At 68.1% G+C, this 17961-nt stretch carries 18 protein-coding genes and 1 pseudogene; 7 read left to right on the top strand and 12 right to left on the bottom strand.

Features of this window, described 5'->3' with window-relative positions:
• Positions 1–348 (top strand): annotated as a pseudogene (locus G7B71_RS11110) (hypothetical protein); the annotation flags it as partial.
• Here the strand turns inward: G7B71_RS11110 and G7B71_RS11105 are convergent.
• The 4 genes from G7B71_RS11105 to hemB are packed head-to-tail and all read right to left on the bottom strand — an operon-like array spanning position 279 to position 4658.
• The gene (locus G7B71_RS11105; RefSeq protein ID WP_166040838.1) at positions 279–875 is read right to left on the bottom strand and encodes a gamma carbonic anhydrase family protein; all 597 of its coding nucleotides are present in this window, start codon (positions 873–875) and stop codon (positions 279–281) included. The pseudogene G7B71_RS11110 and the gene G7B71_RS11105 sit on opposite strands and share 70 nt — an antisense overlap.
• Positions 854–1399: a GNAT family N-acetyltransferase gene (locus G7B71_RS11100; protein ID WP_166040836.1), complete on the bottom strand. Its 546-nt coding sequence runs from the start codon at positions 1397–1399 to the stop codon at positions 854–856. The genes G7B71_RS11105 and G7B71_RS11100 overlap by 22 nt, the downstream gene beginning before the upstream one ends.
• Entirely contained in the window at positions 1396–3624 is a 2229-nt protein-coding gene (locus G7B71_RS11095; RefSeq protein WP_166040834.1) for a fused MFS/spermidine synthase, read from the bottom strand. Before G7B71_RS11095 ends, G7B71_RS11100 begins: the two co-directional genes overlap by 4 nt.
• Before the next feature lie 41 nt (positions 3625–3665).
• Positions 3666–4658 carry a porphobilinogen synthase gene (gene hemB / locus G7B71_RS11090; protein ID WP_166040831.1) on the bottom strand — a complete coding sequence of 331 codons (993 nt, stop codon included), beginning with the start codon at positions 4656–4658 and terminating at the stop codon, positions 3666–3668.
• Between the two features lie 65 nt (positions 4659–4723).
• Between hemB and G7B71_RS11085 the strand changes: the two genes are divergently transcribed.
• Complete coding sequence (locus G7B71_RS11085) at positions 4724–5620, top strand: YegS/Rv2252/BmrU family lipid kinase (RefSeq protein ID WP_166040829.1); 897 nt, start codon at positions 4724–4726, stop codon at positions 5618–5620.
• An 86-nt stretch (positions 5621–5706) separates the two neighbouring features.
• Positions 5707–6153, top strand: a complete 447-nt coding sequence (locus G7B71_RS11080; protein WP_166040827.1) for a hypothetical protein — start codon at positions 5707–5709, stop codon at positions 6151–6153.
• Between the two features lie 73 nt (positions 6154–6226).
• Here G7B71_RS11080 and G7B71_RS11075 read toward each other — a convergent pair whose 3' ends face one another.
• From G7B71_RS11075 to G7B71_RS11050, 6 genes are all read right to left on the bottom strand, one after another.
• Entirely contained in the window at positions 6227–8848 is a 2622-nt protein-coding gene (locus G7B71_RS11075) for a valine--tRNA ligase (protein WP_166040825.1), read from the bottom strand.
• Positions 8849–8887: 39 nt separating this feature from the next.
• Positions 8888–9145, bottom strand: a complete 258-nt coding sequence (locus G7B71_RS11070; RefSeq protein WP_207774776.1) for a type II toxin-antitoxin system RelE/ParE family toxin — start codon at positions 9143–9145, stop codon at positions 8888–8890.
• A 229-nt stretch (positions 9146–9374) separates the two neighbouring features.
• The gene (locus tag G7B71_RS11065) at positions 9375–11474 is read right to left on the bottom strand and encodes a S9 family peptidase (RefSeq protein WP_166040821.1); all 2100 of its coding nucleotides are present in this window, start codon (positions 11472–11474) and stop codon (positions 9375–9377) included.
• Between the two features lie 194 nt (positions 11475–11668).
• Complete coding sequence (locus G7B71_RS11060) at positions 11669–12070, bottom strand: DUF2497 domain-containing protein (RefSeq protein ID WP_166040819.1); 402 nt, start codon at positions 12068–12070, stop codon at positions 11669–11671.
• A gap of 17 nt (positions 12071–12087) precedes the next feature.
• Positions 12088–13584 carry a TolC family outer membrane protein gene (locus G7B71_RS11055; protein WP_166040816.1) on the bottom strand — a complete coding sequence of 499 codons (1497 nt, stop codon included), beginning with the start codon at positions 13582–13584 and terminating at the stop codon, positions 12088–12090.
• Positions 13585–13602: 18 nt separating this feature from the next.
• Positions 13603–14253 carry a protein-L-isoaspartate O-methyltransferase gene (locus tag G7B71_RS11050; protein WP_166040814.1) on the bottom strand — a complete coding sequence of 217 codons (651 nt, stop codon included), beginning with the start codon at positions 14251–14253 and terminating at the stop codon, positions 13603–13605.
• Positions 14254–14392: 139 nt separating this feature from the next.
• Here G7B71_RS11050 and G7B71_RS11045 point away from each other — a divergent pair, with 139 nt between their 5' ends.
• Positions 14393–15280, top strand: coding sequence for a methyltransferase domain-containing protein (locus G7B71_RS11045; RefSeq protein WP_243406214.1), 888 nt, complete (start codon positions 14393–14395; stop codon positions 15278–15280).
• On the opposite strand, the gene G7B71_RS11040 is transcribed toward G7B71_RS11045, so the two are convergent.
• Positions 15277–15666 carry a (deoxy)nucleoside triphosphate pyrophosphohydrolase gene (locus tag G7B71_RS11040; protein ID WP_166040812.1) on the bottom strand — a complete coding sequence of 130 codons (390 nt, stop codon included), beginning with the start codon at positions 15664–15666 and terminating at the stop codon, positions 15277–15279. The genes G7B71_RS11045 and G7B71_RS11040 overlap by 4 nt on opposite strands.
• Positions 15667–15775: 109 nt before the next feature.
• Here G7B71_RS11040 and G7B71_RS11035 point away from each other — a divergent pair, with 109 nt between their 5' ends.
• The 3 genes from G7B71_RS11035 (at position 15776) to G7B71_RS11025 (ending at position 16458) form a co-directional block, all read left to right on the top strand.
• On the top strand, positions 15776–15943 hold the full coding sequence (locus tag G7B71_RS11035) for a Flp family type IVb pilin (protein WP_166040810.1): 168 nt from the start codon (positions 15776–15778) through the stop codon (positions 15941–15943).
• A 116-nt stretch (positions 15944–16059) separates the two neighbouring features.
• Positions 16060–16221, top strand: coding sequence for a Flp family type IVb pilin (locus tag G7B71_RS11030; protein WP_166040808.1), 162 nt, complete (start codon positions 16060–16062; stop codon positions 16219–16221).
• A gap of 75 nt (positions 16222–16296) precedes the next feature.
• Positions 16297–16458, top strand: a complete 162-nt coding sequence (locus tag G7B71_RS11025; protein ID WP_166040806.1) for a Flp family type IVb pilin — start codon at positions 16297–16299, stop codon at positions 16456–16458.
• Positions 16459–16530: 72 nt separating this feature from the next.
• Here the strand turns inward: G7B71_RS11025 and G7B71_RS11020 are convergent, their stop codons facing one another.
• Positions 16531–17952, bottom strand: a complete 1422-nt coding sequence (locus tag G7B71_RS11020; RefSeq protein ID WP_166040804.1) for a M48 family metalloprotease — start codon at positions 17950–17952, stop codon at positions 16531–16533.
• Positions 17953–17961: the final 9 nt, after the last annotated feature.

The following is a 17961-nucleotide window of genomic DNA, read 5'->3' as shown; positions in this document are numbered from 1 at the left end:
GCCGATCTGCTCGCGCGCGCCCGCGCCGGCGACGCGGCGTTCGAACGCGCTTTTGCCCGCGCCGCGCCGCTGGCGCGCGCCGCCGGCGGGGCCAATTCGGACAGCTGGGTGCAGGCGCAGGAAGCGATCTCGCGGGCCGAGGTCGCGCGCACCGAGACGACGGTGGCGCTCGCCGATCTCGACCGGCTAGCGGTCGAGCGGGCGGACGCGCCGACCAGCGAGGCGGATCATGAGGCGCTTATGGAAGCGCAGCAATTCGCGCAGGCGCTCGCCAACGATCAGCATCGCCGGCTGGAAGGCCTCAGGAGCAGCCTCGGCCGCCAGAGCGGTTTCGCCTCTTCGCGGTGACGCTTCGCGAGCTCGACATAATGGACGACTCCCGCACGCATTCCGACAATGTCGTCCGGGGTGAGGTCGCGTACATATTTGGCCGGGCGGCCCGCCCATAATTGCCCCGACGGGATGCGCTTGCCGGGCGTCAGCATCGCACCGGCGGCGAGCATCGCGTCACTCTCGATCGTGCAGCCGTCCATGACGATCGCGCCGAGGCCGACGAAGGCGCGGTCGTGAAGGGTGCAGCCATGGACCATCGCCATATGGCCAATCAGCACCTCCTCGCCGATCAGCGCGGGATAGCCTTGCTCCGGGCCGCCGGGACGCGGCGGATCGACATGGATGACGCTGCCGTCCTGGATGTTGGAGCGCGCGCCGATGCGGATGAGGTTCATGTCGCCGCGAAGCACGCAATTGTACCAGACGCTTGATTCCGGCCCCATCTCGATGTGGCCGATGAGCTGAGCGCCGGGCGCAACGAACGCCTGCGGGTCGATGCGCGGCGCCTTGGCGCCAAAGCTCAGGAGGTTCGCGCCTGCCATTCTTCCCTCTCGATCACATAAGCGATGACCGGCGTCTCCGCCCATGCCGGGCCTTCATAGTCGAGGTCCGGGCGGCGCGTCATGCCGAGCCGCTCCATCAGCCGCCAGCTGGGCTCATTACCGATCACGGTAAGCGCCACCACGCGCTCCGCGCCGGCCTGCTCGAAAGCGAAGTCGAGCGAGGCGGTGGCGGCTTCCCGCGCATAGCCCTGGCCCCATACATCCTCGCGCAGGCGCCAGCCGATCTCGTGCCAGCCCTTGATTCTTGTGCCCTCGTCATCGGCGCGCTTGAGGCCGCAGAAGCCGAGCAGTTCGCCGTCCTCCTTGCGCTCGACCGCCCAGAAGGTGAAGCCGCGCTCGGCCTGCCAGCGCGGGAAGCGTTCGGTGATGACTTCGCGCAGGTCCGCCTCGTGACGCACGCCACCGAGCCAGCGCATCACCGCCGGCCTGTTGGTGTGGCGGATGAAGGGCTCGACGTCGGCCTCGGTCCAGCCGCGCAGGATCAGCCGCTCGGTCTCGATCATTCCCAAGGCATCTCGGGCGGCCGCAGGATCGGCAGGATCGAGGCGTAGTCATCGCTCCACCCGGCGAAGCCGGGCGTGCGCTGAAGCAGCAGCCACTGGCCGGCATCGTCGCCGCTCGCCTGGACGAGACGGTCGAGCGAGGCCGGGTTGCGCGACAGGGCGATCCACACCGACACCGTCGCGTTCATCATCTGCTCGTCCTCGGTCGGATCATATTCGAGCATCGCGGTCTGCCAGCCGCCCCGCTCGGCCAGGTCGGCGACGACCGGCTTGAGGTCGAGATAGCGGTTGGAGACGTGGAACAGGACGATTCCGTCGGGCTGCACCGCTCGGCCATAGACGCCGAGCGCCTCGTGGGTGAGCAGGTGCATCGGCACCGCGTCGGACGAGAAGGCGTCGACCGCGAGGATGTCGATCGAATTGGGCGCCGCGTTGGCGAGGCTGACGCGGGCGTCGCCGAGCACGATCCGCGCATCCGGGGCGCAGCGCGACAGGAAGCTGAAGCGGTTACGCGCGATGTCGACCATGACGGGATCGATCTCGAAGATCGTCCAGTTCTGGCCGGGCTGGCGGTAGCAGGACAAGGTCCCGGTGCCGAGGCCGACGACTCCGATCCGGGCATTGGGCCCGAACAATTGCGGCGCGTTGGCGAGGGCATGGCCGACGCCCGAGCGGCGCGCATAATAGCTGGTCGCCACCGTCTCGGTGCCCGGCACGAGATTCTGGATGCCGTGAAGGGTCGTGCCGTGGGTCAGCGCGCGGGCATAGGCCTCGCCCGCGTCATTGTAGCGCGTGTTGACCTGGTAGATGCCGAAATAGGAGCGGGTGCGGGTGTCCGTGGTCGACTGGTAGAGCACCTGCCAGCCGCCATAGCTGAGCATCAGCGCGGCAAGGCTGATCATGAAGGCGAGCGGCCGGCCGAGGCAGGCGAGCGCGAGCAGCGACACGACGATCGTGCCCGCCATCACCGAGGTGTCGCGCAGGTAGAGGAAGGTCGCGAGCGACAGCACGAGCGCGAGGCCGGGCAGCGCCACCGTCAGGATCGGCGACAGGTGCCGAGGCCAGCCGAGCAAGGGCGTCTGCGGGACGAGAAGCGCGGCCGCGAGGATCAGCAGCGGGTGCTCATAGGCCCAGTCGAACACCAGCGGCGCGACGATCGCGCAGAACAGGCCGCCGAGCATGCCGCCGAACGACATTGCCAGGTAGAATCGGGTGAGATGGCCGACCGCTGGGCGCAGGCGGAACATCTGGGTATGAAGCGCAACCGCGATGGTGAAGAGCAGCAGCAGGCCCAGCGTTGCCGCCACCAGCGGGTCGCGCGATCCGCTCGCAAAGGCGAGGCCGCCGGCGATCAGTATGACGACCGGCGCCAGCAGGGTGATGAAGTCGGCGACCTTCCGCCGCGCCGCAAAGGCGACGACGAAGCTCAGCAGGTAGAGGCCGAGCGGAAGAACCCACAGCAAGGGGATGGCGACAATGTCGGTGGTGAGGTGGGTCGTCGTCGACAGCATCAGCCCCGACGGCACCGCCGCCAGTGCGATCCAGCGCAGAACCCGTTTGGGAGGCGGCTTGGGCGCGGTCTCCTCCGGCATCTTCTCGACCGCGTGGCCGGGCACGGTCACCGCGCAGCCGATCACCAGCAGGACCAGCACCGCATAGAGGCCGGTCCACAGATAGGACTGCTCCTGCAGCGTCATCAGCGGCTCGACCAGGAGCGGATAGGAAATGAGACCCGCGAAGCTGCCGAGATTGGAAGCGGCATAGAGCGGATAAGGATCGCCGCGGCTCGTCTCGAGCGCGTACCAGCGCTGCATCAGCGGCGCCTGGGCCGAGACGATGAAAAAGAGCGGCCCGATCGAGGCGAGCAGGAACCACGGCACCCAGAAGGCCGGCTGGCTGGTCGTGGGCGGCACCCAGCTCACGAGGTGGAGCGGCAGCCACAAGGCGGCGACGCCGAGCAGGATGACGTGGATGCCGACCTGGTAGCGCGGCCTCACCCGGCCGAGATAATGGGCATAGGCATAGCCGGCGAGAAGCAGCAGCTGGTAGACCAGCATCGCGCTGTTCCACACCGCGGGGGCGCCGCCGACCCGCGGAAGCGCCATGCGCGCGACCATCGGCTGGGTGAGGAACAGCAGGAACGATCCGACGACGATCGTCGTCAGGAACAGAGGGCGCGCGAACCGCTCGTTGCTCTTGGCGCCTAGTACGCTTTCCTGGCTCACTGACGCTCCCGCTCCCCCAAAAATCTGGCTTGTTCGTTGTTTCAGCTGGTCAATATGCGCGCGGCGACGGGCGCATGATAGGTCAGGACCCCGGAGCATCCGGCCCGCTTGAAGGCGATCAGGGTCTCCATGAGAAGCGCGTCGCGGTCCCCTGCCCCCGCGGCGGCGGCGGCCTCGATCATCGCATATTCGCCGGACACCTGATAAGCGAAGACCGGCATCCCGAAACGCTCGTGCACGCGGTGGATGATGTCGAGATAGGGCAGGCCCGGCTTCACCATGACGTGGTCCGCGCCCTCGGCGATATCGAGCGCGACCTCGCGCAGCGCTTCGAGCGCGTTGGCAGGGTCCATCTGATAGCCCTTCTTGTCGCCCTTCAGCAGCCCGCGCGAGCCGACGGCGTCGCGGAACGGGCCGTAGAAGGCCGATGCATATTTGGCGGCATAGGCCATGATCTGGATGTCGCAGTGGCCCGAGCCCTCGAGCGCCTTGCGGATCGCGGCGATGCGGCCGTCCATCATGTCCGACGGCGCGATGATGTCGGCGCCAGCATCGGCCTGAACGATGGCCTGGCGGGTGAGGACCTCGACCGTCTCGTCATTGAGCACGCAGTCGGCGGCGTCGATGATGCCGTCATGGCCGTGAGCGGTGTAGGGATCCAGAGCGACGTCGGTCATCACGCCGACATCGGGCGCCGCGTCCTTGGCGGCACGCACGGCGCAGCAGATGAGGTTGTCGGGATTGAGCGCCTCGCCCGCGTCGATGCTGCGTAGATCGCCTGGCGTGTTGGGGAACAAAGCGATCAGCGGGATGCCGAGGTCGCGCGCCTCGCGGGCGCGGTCGCCGATCTGAGCGACCGGCCAGCGCGATACGCCGGGCAGGCTGGCGATCGGCTCGACCGCATCGCCGCTGGCGACGAATAACGGCCAGATCAGGTCGGCGGCGGACAGGGTCGTCTCCGCGACCAGACGGCGGCTCCAGGGCGCGACGCGGGTGCGGCGCATGCGGATGTCGGGAAAAGCAGGGGTGGACATGACTTGGCCCGGCTTAGCGTCCATAACCGCGCCGGGAAAGCCGATAGGCGGAAGGGGCGAACAGAGTGAACGTATCCAGCCCGGTGCCGAAGGAAGCGGTGCTGATCGTCAACACCCGCTCTCGGCGCGGCCAGAAGCTGTTCCGCGAAGCCGCCGCCAAGCTCGAGGCGGCCGGCATCCGGCTCACCGCGAAGCATTCCATCCGTCGCCCGGACCGCGACCTCATCTCCACCATGCAGGGGGCGGTGCGCGGCGGCACCCCGATGGTCATCGTCGGCGGCGGCGACGGCTCCTTGTCCTGCACGGTCGACGAGGTGGTCGACCACGACTGCGTGTTCGCACTGCTGCCGCTCGGTACCGCCAACAGCTTCGCCCGCACGCTGGGCATTCCCGTCGACCTCGACGGCGCCATCGAGACGATCGCGACGGGCAAGCGGCGGCGAATCGACGTCGGAGCGATCGACGGCGACTATTTCGCCAACGCCTCATCGATCGGCCTGTCGCCGATGATCGGCCAGACCATCCCGCACAAATTGAAGCGCTATCTCGGCCGCCCCGGCTACCTCTTATGGTCCTTGTGGTGCCTGGCGCGCTTCCATTCCTTCCGGCTGACCGTCGAAGGACCGCACGGCAGCGAGACGCTTCGGGCGCTGGAAGTGCGAATCGCCAACGGCTCCTTCCACGGTGGAATCGAGGTCGTCGAGGACGCTTCGGTGGACAGCGGCGACATCGTCGTCGAGGCGGTGATCGGGCGGGCCCGCACGACCCTCGTTATGAACTGGGTGCGGCTGCTTCTCGGCCTCCCCAAGAAGGAGCGCGAGGTGCGCCAGTTCCGCGGCCGCTCGCTCCGCATCATCACCGACCCACCGCTACCGATCTCGATCGACGGCGAGGTGCTGGCGCGCACGCCGGCCACGGCATCGGTCGCCGAGCGGGCCATCGAAGTCGTCGTGCCGGCCTGACGCGGCTTGCCAAGACGGCGCCCAGGTGGCACCTTCGCTTTTGCCAGTTGCAGCGTGTTCATCCCCCAGCGCGGAAAGGATGACCGATGAAGCAAATGCCCAGATGGCCGTTATTCACCGTCGGCTTGCTGATGATCGCAAGCACCAGCGCCTCAGCTTTTCAGCCGATACCCAATCCAATTCTCTATCTCACCAGCGCCGTTCCATATCAGGCCAACGGCCAAAACTTCATCCGCTACAGCTACGACGTGTTCAACAAAGACGCCTATCCGGCCGCTATGTTCGCCGCGGCGCCAAGCCTGCCGCCGTGCGGAAGCAACACCAATGCGTCGCGCACCTGGGTCGATTTCTATGACGGGCGCACCAACCGGCGGCTCTACGGCTTCTGCGCGCTGGGGAGCCCGTCGAACCTCGGCAGCATCTGGTTCGCGATGCCGGAAGGCGAGGTACCCCCGAGCTACGTCTATATCGAGCTCAACGACCGCCAGACCGGCACCAAATACCGCTCCAACCTCGCCGACACAGTGATGTGACGGCGGCGCGGCTGAACCCTTGGTTGGCGCGGTTGCCAGGCCGGCGGATGATTTCATCCGCCTCGCAACCGCTCTAGCCGAGCCGCGCCAGCGCCGCGCGATATTTCTCGGCGTCCGATGCCTTTTCGGCATGGTCGGCGCGCGCCTTGTCGACCGCTTCCGGCTTGGCCCGCTCGACGAAGCTCGGATTGTTGAGCCGGCCCGCTAGGCTGTCGCGTTCCTTCTCGGCCGCCTCGGCCGCCTTCTGTAGCCGCGCCTTCTCGGCTTCGATGTCGATGACGCCCTCGAGCGGAAGCACATAGGTGGCCTCATCCACGACGATCTGGGCAGCGCCGCCGCTCGCCTCGCCATCGGAGATCGTCTCGATGCGCGCGAGCCGCTGCAACGCCACCGCGTGGCGCTGAAGCCGCGCCTGCGTCGCCGAGCCGGCATCGCGGACGTGGAGCGGCAGCCTGGCGCCGGGCGGCACGTTGAGCTCGGCCCGCGCGGTGCGGATGCCGCTGACCACGCGGATCAGCCAGTCGATCTCGGGGCCCGCTTCCGGGTCGAGCGCCCGCGCGTCCGGCATCGGCCACTTCGCCAGAATCAGCTCGTAGGGCCGCTCTCCAAGCGCGTTCCACAGTTCCTCGGTGACGAACGGCATGAACGGGTGGAGCATGACCAGAATCTGGTCGAGCACCCAGCCGGCGACCTTGCGGGTCTCCTCGTCGATCGCGCCCTTGATCAGCTCCAGATACCAGTCGCAGAAGGTCGCCCACACGAAATGGTAGATGGTGTTGGAACTCTCGTCGAAGCGAAGCTCGGCGAGCGCGAGGTCGAGGGCCTGCACCGTCTTCACCGTCTCGCCGATGATCCAGCGGTTGACCGGAAGCTGCGCCGCCGGGGGCTCGATCGTGTCCGACGCGCCGATGCCGTTGGCCTGGCAGAAACGCGTCGCATTCCACAGCTTGGTCGCGAAGTTGCGGTAACCCTCGACCCTTTTCTCATCCAGTTTGATGTCGCGGCCCTGGCTCTCCATCGCCGCGAGCGTGAAGCGCAGGGCATCGGCGCCGTAGCGGTCGATGAGGCCGAGGGGATCGACCGTGTTCCCCTTCGACTTGGACATCTTCTGGCCCTTGGAGTCGCGGACCAGGCCGTGGAGGTAGAGCGTCTTCCACGGCACATCCTTCATGAAGTGAAGGCCCTGCATCGCCATTCGGGCGTCCCAGAAGAAGATGATGTCGAAGCCCGAGATGAGGACGTCGTTCGGGTAATGGCGCCTCAGGAGCTCGGTGTCGTCCGGCCAGCCGAGCGTCGCGAACGGCCACAGGCCCGACGAGAACCAGGTGTCGAGCACGTCGTCGTCACGGCGCAGCGGCCGGTTGCCCGCCTCGCGCTGCGCCTCTTCCTCGGTCTCCGCGACGAAGACATTGCCCTGATCGTCATACCAGGCCGGGATTCGGTGCCCCCACCACAACTGGCGCGACACGCACCAGGGCTGGATGTTCTCCAGCCAATTGTACCAGGTCTTCTCCCAGCTCTTGGGCACGACCTTGATCTTGCCCTCGCGTACCGCGTCGATCGCCGGCTTCGACAGGGTCTCGGCGTCGACATACCATTGGTCGGTGAGCCACGGCTCGATGACCACGCCGGAGCGGTCGCCGTAAGGGAGCTGGATGACCTTGTCCTCGATCCGCTCGAGGAAACCGCCCTCCTCCAGCAGCTCGACGACCCGCTTGCGGGCATCGAAGCGGTCCATGCCGATCAGCTCCGCCGGGACGAGTCCGTCCTGGGTCTGCATGACGCGCGCCGCGCCATCGAGCATGTTGAGCATGTCGACAGCCTTGAAGCCGGCGCGCTTGCCGACCTCGAAGTCGTTGAAGTCGTGGCCCGGCGTGATCTTCACCGCGCCCGAGCCGAGCTCCGGATCGGCATGCTCGTCGCGGATGATCGGGATCAGTCGGCCGGTGATCGGCAGCCGAACACGCTTGCCGACCAGGTCGCGATAACGCGCATCGTCCGGATGCACCGCGACCGCCATGTCGGCGAGCATCGTCTCGGGCCGGGTGGTGGCGACGTGGATGAAGCCGCTGCCGTCCTCGAGCGGGTATTTGAGGTGCCAGAACTTGCCCTGCACCTCCTTGGTCTCGACCTCGAGGTCGGAAATGGCCGTCCCGAACCGGGGGTCCCAGTTCACCAGCCTTTTGTCGCGGTAGAGCAGGCCCTCGCGGTAGAGCTGTACGAACACCTTGTTGACCGCGCGCACGAAGTGCGGGTCCATGGTGAACTGCTCGCGGCTCCAGTCCATCGAGCAGCCGAGCCGGCGCAGCTGGCGGGTGATCTGGCCGCCCGACTGCGCCTTCCACTCCCAGACATGCTCGAGGAAGGCCTCGCGGCCCATCTCCTGGCGCTTGAGGCCCTGGCTCTCGAGATTGCGCTCGACGACCATCTGGGTGGCGATTCCGGCATGGTCGGTGCCGACCACCCACAAGGCGTCCTTGCCGCGCAGCCGCTCGTGGCGCGTCAATATGTCCTGAAGCGTGTTGTCGAGCGCGTGGCCGATATGGAGCGAGCCGGTGACGTTGGGCGGCGGATTGACGATCGTCCACGGCTCCGCGTCGGGCCGTTCCGGACGGAACAGGCCGTTCTCCTCCCAATGGGAATACCAGCGGCCCTCGATGGCGGCGGGGTCGAACGTCTTCGGCAACTCGGTCATGCGAGCGCGATTAGCGGCGCGTCGGCGAGTTGGAAACCGTCAGTCCTCCGGTTGCGTGCGGCCATGACGGATGCGGAGGATGTAGACCGCGCCGCCAGTCACTTCATAGCTGACCACGTAAGGGGGAACAGTCGGCAACTCACGAGTGCCGTCCGGGCCTGGACGCCCCCGGTTGGGAAAGTGCGAGAGACTGTTGCCGACGTCCAGCAACCGCCCCGCGAGCCGGTCGGCGGCGACCGGATCGAAGTAACCCACATAGTTTCGGATGAGATCGAGGTGCCGGAGCGCCTCCGGCATCCAGGTTACTCGAACCATTCACGCGGCGGAGGACCCTCTTCCGGTGTTCCCCAGGTCCTCAACCACTTGGCCACCTCTTCGTGAGGGACGCCCTTCCCCGCAGCAATCTCGGCGCGCGCCCTTGCGAGGGAAGCGGCTTCGGCCTCGGGATCCGGATCCTCGAAGATGGGACGTTCGGCGTTCATCTCGCTCTCCTAGCAGAAAAACGTCTGGAGAGCGACGTTCGATCCTATCGCCCGCGCTCCCCAGCGCCTGCGCCCGAGCCCATTGTCGGGCCCGCGCCCGGCTGGAGATAGCGCTGCAGCCAGTTGTGAACCTCGCGGTACCATTGGATCGAGTTCTGCGGCTTGAGGATCCAGTGATTCTCGTCCGGGTACATGACGAGGCGCGACGGGATGTTCTGGCGCTGGAGCGCGTTGAACATGGCGAGCGACTGGCTGTACGGGATCCGGAAGTCGCGCTCGCCGTGGATGACGAGCATCGGCGTGCGCCAGTTCTGAACGAAGTTGATCGGGTTCCAGCGCTCGATCGTCGCGCGCACCGCCGGGTCCCACGGCACGCCGCCATTCTCCCACTCGGTGAACCACAATTCCTCGGTTTCATAGGCCATGATGCGGGTGTCGAGGATGCCGGCATGGCTGACCAGGCACTTGAACCCGTCCGGCCAGTTGCCGGCGATCCAATTGACCATGTAGCCGCCATAAGAGCCGCCGAGCGCGCAGGAATTGGCGACGTCGAGCTGCGGATCGGCGCGGCCGGCGGCGGCGAGGCCGAGGCGCAGGTCCTCGAGCGGGGCGCCGCCCCAATTCTGCCGGATCGAGTCGGTGAAGGCCTGGCCGTAGCCGGTCGACCCGTGGAAATCGACCGAAACCGAGGCGTAGCCGGGCGCCGAGAACAGCCGCGGGTTCCAGCGATAGGACCAGCTGTTGTTGAAGCTGCCCTGAGGCCCGCCATGGATGAGATAGGCGACCGGCAGGCGGCCGCTGGTGCCGGCGGGCTTCACGATCTGGCCCCACACGCGGTCGCCGCCCGCGCCGGCGAAGCTGAAGCGGCCGACCGCGACCGGATCGAGCTCGGCGAGCAGAGCGGCGTTGACGGAGGTGAGCCGGCGCGGAGCGCCGCCGCGGCGCGGCAGCAGCCACAGATCGTCGGGCGCCTCGATGCTGTTCAGCGTGTAGACGATCGAGCCGTCGCGCAGCGGGGTGACGTTGCCGACCGAGCCCGATTCGGTGAGCCGGGTGACCGCGCCGGTGCGCACGTCGACCCGGAACAGCGGCGTGTCGAGCACGTCCTGAGCGGTCACCAGCAGGCTGCGGCCGTCCGCCGCCCAGGCCATCGATCCCACCGAGCGGTCCCAGGCCTGGGTCAGCGGCCTTACCGCCCCGGTCTGCAGGTCGCGCAGATGGATGACCAGCCGGTCGGCCTCGTAGGTCGGGCGCGCCATCGCGGTGTAGGCGAGCCAGCGCCCGTCCGGCGAAACCGCCGGCGCGGTGTCCACCGCCTCGTTGGCCGGAGTCAGGTTCTCGGCCGCCTGCCCCTCGCGCGCGGCGTAGATGTCGAGATTGGTCGAGTTCGGCTCCTCGCGCCCGGCCTCGCGCAAGGTGAAGAATAGCGTGCGGCCGTCGGCGCTCCACGCCAGCTCCTCGCCGCCGCCGAACGGCCGGGTCGGCGCGTGCCCGCGCAGGCCCGGCGCGACCGGCGTGCCGTTGCCCTGGAGGCGCCCGTCGACCAGCGGATAGGTGAAGATTCGGCTGAACGCGCCCGGCGTTTCCCAGGAATCCCAGTGGCGCACGAAGGTCTCGTCATAGGTGCGCGCGCTGCCCTGCCCTTCCGGCGCCTCGGGCGCGTCCGCGCAGGCCGCGTCGCGGCAGGAGATGTCGCGGTCGGTCCAGATCGCGACTCGGTCGCCGCTCGGCGCGAGCAGATAGCCGGAGATTCCGCCAGCGACGTCGCTCACCCGCTGCGGCGTTCCCGACGGCAGCTCGACCCGCCACAGCTGTTCGCTGCCCGACTGGCCGCTGAGAAAATAAAGCGCGCGGCCGTCGGCGGAGAATTTGGGATCGTGCTCGTTATGCTCGGGCGTCGAGGCGATCCGAACCGCTTCCGCGCCGGGCCGGCTCAGGTCGAGCAGCCACAGGTCGATTCGGCCGCGGTTGGCGGCGAGGTCGGTCTCGCGCAGCTGGTAGACCAGCCAGCGCCCGTCGGGCGACGCGACCGGCGCTCCGATCCGCTTCATCGACGCGAGGTCGACGGCGGTCATCGGACGGGCAATGGCGGTGGAAGGAACGAGCGCGAGCGCGGCGAAGCCGGCGAGGAGGAGCGTCTTCATGCCCGCTTGGCTAGCCCCGCACCCGTAACGACGCAAGCGGAGCAAGTTCCTCCCTGCGAGGCGCAGGCTCGTGGGGAGGGGAACCATGCGAAGCATGGTGGAGGGGTACCTCGATGTTTGTGCGGAAGAGCTACCCCTCCACCATCCGCTGTACGGATGGTCCCTCTCCCCACCGCTACGCGGCAGGGAGGATCCTAGAGCTTGCGTCCCGTGATCCGGGCGATCTCGCGGGTGACGAGTGCCTCGACCATCAGCGGCAAATTCTCGTCGAGCCAGTCCTTGAGCATCGGGCGCAGCATGTCGCGCACCACGGCCTCGAGCGCGCCCTGGTCGGCGGCAACGCCGGACCCGCGCATCGTCGACAATGCGGCGAGCGACTGGCGGCTGGCGGCCGCGGCGTCGTCCGACACCAGGGTCGGCCCCGGCTCGTCGATCGGGCCGTTGAGCTCCAGCACGTCGTCGTCGGCGGAAGTCGGCGGGTCGGTCCGCTTGCCCCGGCGCGGCGGCACGGCGGCGGGCCGCGCATCCTCCCGGATCACGCGTTTGATCGAGGCGAGGATTTCCTCCATCGACGGATCTTGCTGCACATCTCCCATAGAGACGGGCTTATTGCTTATTGCCGCGGCCGAGTCACGGGCCTGTTTGCCCTCGGATCGACCGGTCCGACCACCTGCGCGACGGGGCTGGGCGCCCCCGCCGGCGCCGTCCGGGTCGAGGTCGGCGCGCGGCGCGAATCCTCGCCCCAGTCGGACGCGCGATTGCGGGTGCGGTTGTAGTGCGCGACCGGATTGTAGAGCGCGCCGCCATCGAGGCCGAGATCCTCGGCTTCCGCCTGGCCCATGGCATTGAGCAACGCAAAGCCCGCGACATAGGCGTCGCGGCGGGCGGTGACGAGCTGGACCTCGCTGTTGAGGAGCTCCTGCTCGGCATTGAGCACGTCAAGCACGTTGCGGGTGCCGACCGACTGCTCGGCGCGGGTGCCCTCGAGCGCGAGCTGGTTGGCGGCGACGGCGATCTCGTTCGACTGGATCGCCTCCATCGCCGCGCGCCAGGTGGCGAAGGCGGCGCGAGTGCGGGCGATGACGAAGCGCTCGGTCTCAATCGCCTGCTCGACGAGCTGCTGACGCAGATTCTGGGCCTGGCGGACTCGGGCGCCGACCAGGCCGCCCTGGTAGATCGGCACGCGCGCAGTGACTCCGACGCCGATTCCGGCGACCTCGTTGGGCGGCAGCGACTGGCCGGGGACCGGCGGGCCGCTGAGCAGCTCCTCGGACGTGCCGAGGCGGTTGAGATAATCGCCGCTGGTCACCGCGCTGACGGTGGGCAGGCGGTCGGCGCGAAGCACGCTGACGTCGAGGCCGGCGGCGCGCACCTGGTCGGCGATGGCGCGCAGGTCCGGATTGTTCTGGAGCGCGATGTTCACCGCCTCGTCGGCGGTGGCGGGCAGCGGCGGCAGCGGCGGCGGCGGCTCGAGATCGCCCGGCGGGGCGCCGATGACTCGCTGATAGGCCTCCTCGCTGCTGCGCAGCCGGCCCTGCGCCGTCGACAGGTTGCTCTGGGACAGCGCGAGCCGCGCCTCAGACTGGGCGACGTCGGTGCGGGTAAGGTCGCCAACTTCGAAGCGGTCGCGGGTCGCCTCGAGGTTGGTCTGCAGCACGCGGACCTGGTTCTGGTTCAACGCCTCGATCGAGCGGTCGCGGATGACGTCCATGTAGAAACCGACCGCCTGGGTGAAGGTGTCGCCCTCCACCGCGCGCAGCGACGCGCGGCCCGCTTCGACGCGGGCGTCCGCGGCGCGGATCGAGTTGCGCACCCGGCCCCCGTTGAACAGCGGGTAGCTGACGTCGACGCCGGCGCTGAAATTGCGGCCTTCGCCGGAATTGGTGTTGAACACGTCCTGGTTCACGCCGACCGTCGCCGACACCTGCGGCCGGCCCGCGGCCCGCGCAATCGCGACCGATTCGTCGAGCGCGCGCAAACGCTCGCGCTCCGCCATGATCGTCGGATTGGTCTCGTAGGTCCGATCGAGCGCCTGGCGCAGCGTCTCGGCTCCGGCGCTCCCCGCCGCCATGGCCGCCACGCTCGCGGCGGCCAGCAACACTGCACGCATCAAACCCGCTCCATTCCTTTAAAAGCTGAACCCGCGCGGCTTCTGGAAACCGGGCAGAGCCGGCGCATCCGCGTCGGCATAGGCCACGGCGCCGAGCGCGCCCCCCACAACCCGTCCAACACTCAGACGAGGAACTCCATTGTCCAGGATCGCCGCAGCGATCTGGCCGCCGTCGGCAACCTGATCGATGATTGCCTGCGGCACATGGCCCACCGCCCCGTCGATCAGGATGAAATCATAGGGCCCGCCTTGCGCATGGCCCTGGCTGAGCGGCCCCTCGGCGACCGTGACTCCGGTCCCGGCCAGCGCCGTGCGCGCCGCGGCGACAAGCTCCGGCTGCTCCTCGAGCGCGACGACGCTGCCGACGAGGCGGGCGAGCACGGCGGCCGAATAGCCGGTGGCGGCGCCGATCACGAGCGCCTTCTCATTGCCCTCGAGCGCGGCTTCGGTGAGCAGCCGGCCAAGCGCCATCGGCGCGCCGAGGCTTCGGTCGTGGCCGAGCGGCACCTGGGCCTCGGCATAAGCGACCGGCTGGCGATCGGCCGGCACGAACCGCTCGCGCGGCACCGCGCCCATCGCGGCGATGACGCGCGGGTCGTTCACGCCGGTGGTGCGCAGCTGGCTCGCCACCATGGCGCGCCGCATCTGTTCGAAATTATGCTCGGTCATCTTGCCCCAAGGATCATGCAGGGATTGTTGCACAGCCGTATTATGGATGCAATACACTAGCTGCGTCCTGCCACTTTTATCGGCGAAGCGGAGGCAATGAAAGCGGGAACGCCGCCGTTCTTGCTGCTAAGGCGCGCGCGTGACCGACCCCGCCGCTCCCGATCATCCGCTTGAGAACACCCCCTTCGACCGCGCCCTGCGCCGGCTCCGCCGCGACCGCGCCGCGCGCCTGGCGGCCGAGCCGCACCCGTTGCTGACGCGCATGGCCGACGAGATCGAGGAACGGCTGGCGCTGGTGTCGCGCCGCTTCGCGCGCGCCCTCGACCTCGGCGCCGGCCCGGGCCTGCTCGGCAATCGGCTGCGCGCCCAGGGCATCGAGGTAGCCTCGGCCGACGCCGGAGCGCTGTTCGCCGAACGCCTCGGCGGCACGCAATGCGACGAGGACCGCCTGCCCTTCCCGCCCGCCACCTTCGACCTCGTCGTCTCGGCCGGCACGCTGGACAGCGTCAACGACCTGCCAGGGGCGCTGGTGCAGATCCGCCGGCTTCTCCGGCCCGACGGCTTGTTCCTCGCCGGCTTCGCCGGCGCCGGCAGCCTGCCTCTGCTGCGCAGGGTGATGCACGCCGCCGACGAGGCCGAGGGCCAGCCGGCGTCGCCACGCCTTCACCCGCAGATCGACATCCGCGCCGCCGGCGACCTGCTCGGCCGCGCCGGCTTCGCCCTGCCGGTGGCCGATAGCGAGAAAGTGTCGGTGCGCTTTCCAACCCTCGACCGACTGGTCGACGACCTTCGCGAGCTCGGCTGGACCAACCTCCTGTCGGCCCGCTCGCGGCGGCCGGTCGGCCGGCTCGGCCTTGCCGCCGCCCGTGCCGCCTTTGCCGCCGCCGCCGACCCGGACGGGCGCGCCACCGAGCGGTTCGAGATCATCCATCTGAGCGGCTGGGCGCCGTCCCCGGACCAGCCGCAGCCGGCCCGGCGCGGCAGCGCCACCATGTCGCTCGCAGATGCGCTTCGGCGGAAGAGCTAGATCAGGGCGTCGAGCAGGGCGATCAGCGGCTGGTCGGCCGGCGGCATCTCTGCCGGGTCCATCTGCTGGGGCGTGAGCCATTCGAGGCCACTCGCGTCGAGCGGACGCGGCTCGCCGACCCAGTCGCGGCAGACATAGAGAAGCAGGATCATGTGCGCGCCCGCGTTCGGCGCGCTGGCGAAGCAGGCCGGGACGAGCGCATCCTCGGCGACCTCGACGCCGAGCTCCTCGTGGAGCTCGCGCGCAAGCGCCGCCTCCGGGGTCTCGCCGGGCTCGACCTTGCCGCCGGGAAACTCCCACAGGCCCGCCATGCTGCGCCCGGGCGCGCGCTGCTGGAGCAGCACCTTGCGGTCGGCATCGACCAGCGCCGCGGCGACCACGATCATTGTCGGAATTTTTTGCACCTTAACCTGCCGCGCTAACAAAGTCTTAATCACGATAGCGATAAATCCTGATGGTGACCGGCAATGAAGCCAGTCGATCTGGGGGACAGGGATGCGTCACCTCAAGCGATTTCTTCAGGACAAGCGCGCCGCGACAGCCGTCGAGTACGGACTGATCCTGGCGCTTATCTTCCTGGCAATGATCGTATCCCTCCGCAATGTTGCGACGGCGACCACCACGATGTGGAACAACGTCTCTGACACAGTTAACAGCAATTAACGATTTGCGTTTTAATTTTTGTCAACTTTAGCGGCTTAATCCGGGCAGGCTGACCGAAAAAGGCGTCGGGACGGCAGGCAAAGAAAAAAGATCGAGTGAGACCAAGGAGACCCAACATGATGACCATTCGCAAGATGATTCGCGACACCAAGGGTGCCACCGCCATCGAGTACGGCCTCATCGCCGCGCTCATCGCCGTGGCCGCCATCACCGCGATGTCGAACCTCGGTTCGTCGCTGAACACGACGTTCAACACCGTCGCGTCGAACATGTCGTAACCAGGCCGAGATGGGGCGGCTCCGATCGGCAGCCGTCCCACCTCCCTGAACGAATTTCAGACGAAGGACAGATCCATGCAGACCATTCGCAAGTTCATCCGTGACAGCAAGGGCGCGACCGCCATCGAATATGGCCTGATCGCCGCTCTCATCGCCGTGGCCGCCATCGCCGCCATGTCGAACCTGGGCAGCACGCTCAACACGACCTTCAACACGGTCGCGAGCAACATGTCCTAATCCCGCAAGGGAAACGGAACAAAGGAAGGGCGGCAGGCGCGAGTCTGCCGCCCTTCTCTTTTGGGCCCTGCCTCAGCGCGCGTAGACGGCCAGCTTGACCTGCTGGCCCGGCGCCACATTCTCGTTGGGGCCGAGGCCATTCAGAACCCGGAACCGCTCGACCTGGTAGCTGCTATAGGCCATCCGCCGCGCAAGCGTCTGGATCGTGTCGTTGCGGCCGACCGTGACCACGTCGATGACCCGCGGACGGATCGCCGCGACTTCCTGGGCGCTGAGCCGGCGGAGCGACTGGATCATCGCCCCGAACGGCCCGATCCCGCGCCCAGCGGGCGTGAGCGTCGCGAAGTAATAGGCCTGGTTCGGCGCGAATTCGTAGGCGACGATCGACAGGTCCACAGTGCTATTCCGAGTCCGCACGCGGCTGCTGGTCCCGAGCGCCCGCATGCCGTTGACGGTGAAGCTCTGCGGCTGGGTGAAGCTCGCCTGGCTCTGGCCGACGACCGACTGCGCCGCCTGGCCGAGGAAGGCCTGCAGGTTCCCGTTATAGGCGCCGGTCGAGAACATCGCCTGGCCGCCGTTGCCGGACACCGTCACCGAGCGCGTGCCGTTCTGGATTCCGTAGCCCTGGGGCACGGTGAAGGCGAGCCTGAGGTCCGGGTGGAGGAACTGGCTGCCCTCGACGATGCCTTGGCGCGGATCGTCGTCGAACGTCATGTTCTCGATCGCGGCAAGATAGGCGGCGGGCGACGGGGGAGCCCCGACCCGGCCGACATTCTGGGCCAGGCGGCGGACCTGCGCGACCCGCTGCGGCGTGGTTGGGTGGGTGCTGTTCCACGACGGCGCCGAGCGCTGTTCGTCGGTGCGTCCCGAGAAGCGCCGCAGATTTTCGCTGTAGGCGTTCAGCGTCTCGAGGATGTCCGCGCCGGCAAAGGGATTGTAGCCGTTCGCGGCCATGTAGCTGATACCGAGTCGGTCCGACTCCAGCTCCTGGTTGCGCGAGAAGGACAGCAGATATTGCTGGCCGACCGCTCCGACCAGCTGGCTGGCGATGTTGGAGCCGGTGACGACCCCGGCGAGCCCGGCGAGAATCTGGGTGAGCAAGCCGGTATTCTGGCGCCCTCGCGAATGGCGCGCCGCGACATGGCCCGCCTCGTGGCCGAGAACGAAGGCGAGCTCGTCCTCGCTGTTCATCAGGGCGAGCAGCTGGCGGGTGACATAGACGCGCCCGCTCGGAGTCGCGAAGGCGTTGGCCACTGGCGAGTTCAAGAGGGTGAAGTCGGGATTGACCCGGCCGCCGGCGCGGGCGGAGATTCGGGCGCCGAGCTGGTCGACCATGCGGCCGAGATCGCCGCCGATCTCGCCCCCGAATTCCTGGACGATCTGGGAATGCTCCTGCGCCGCGCTCTGGCTCTGCGCGAACGCGGGGGCGGCGGAGGCATAGCAAATGATGGCTGCGAGCGGCGCCGCGAGGGCGCGCGTGATCCGGCTAGGCACCAACAGGGT

This window comes from Sphingosinicella sp. YJ22 (assembly GCF_011320075.1).
Lineage (GTDB): Bacteria > Pseudomonadota > Alphaproteobacteria > Sphingomonadales > Sphingomonadaceae > Allosphingosinicella.
This window is presented reverse-complemented; position numbering and strand designations above follow the sequence as displayed.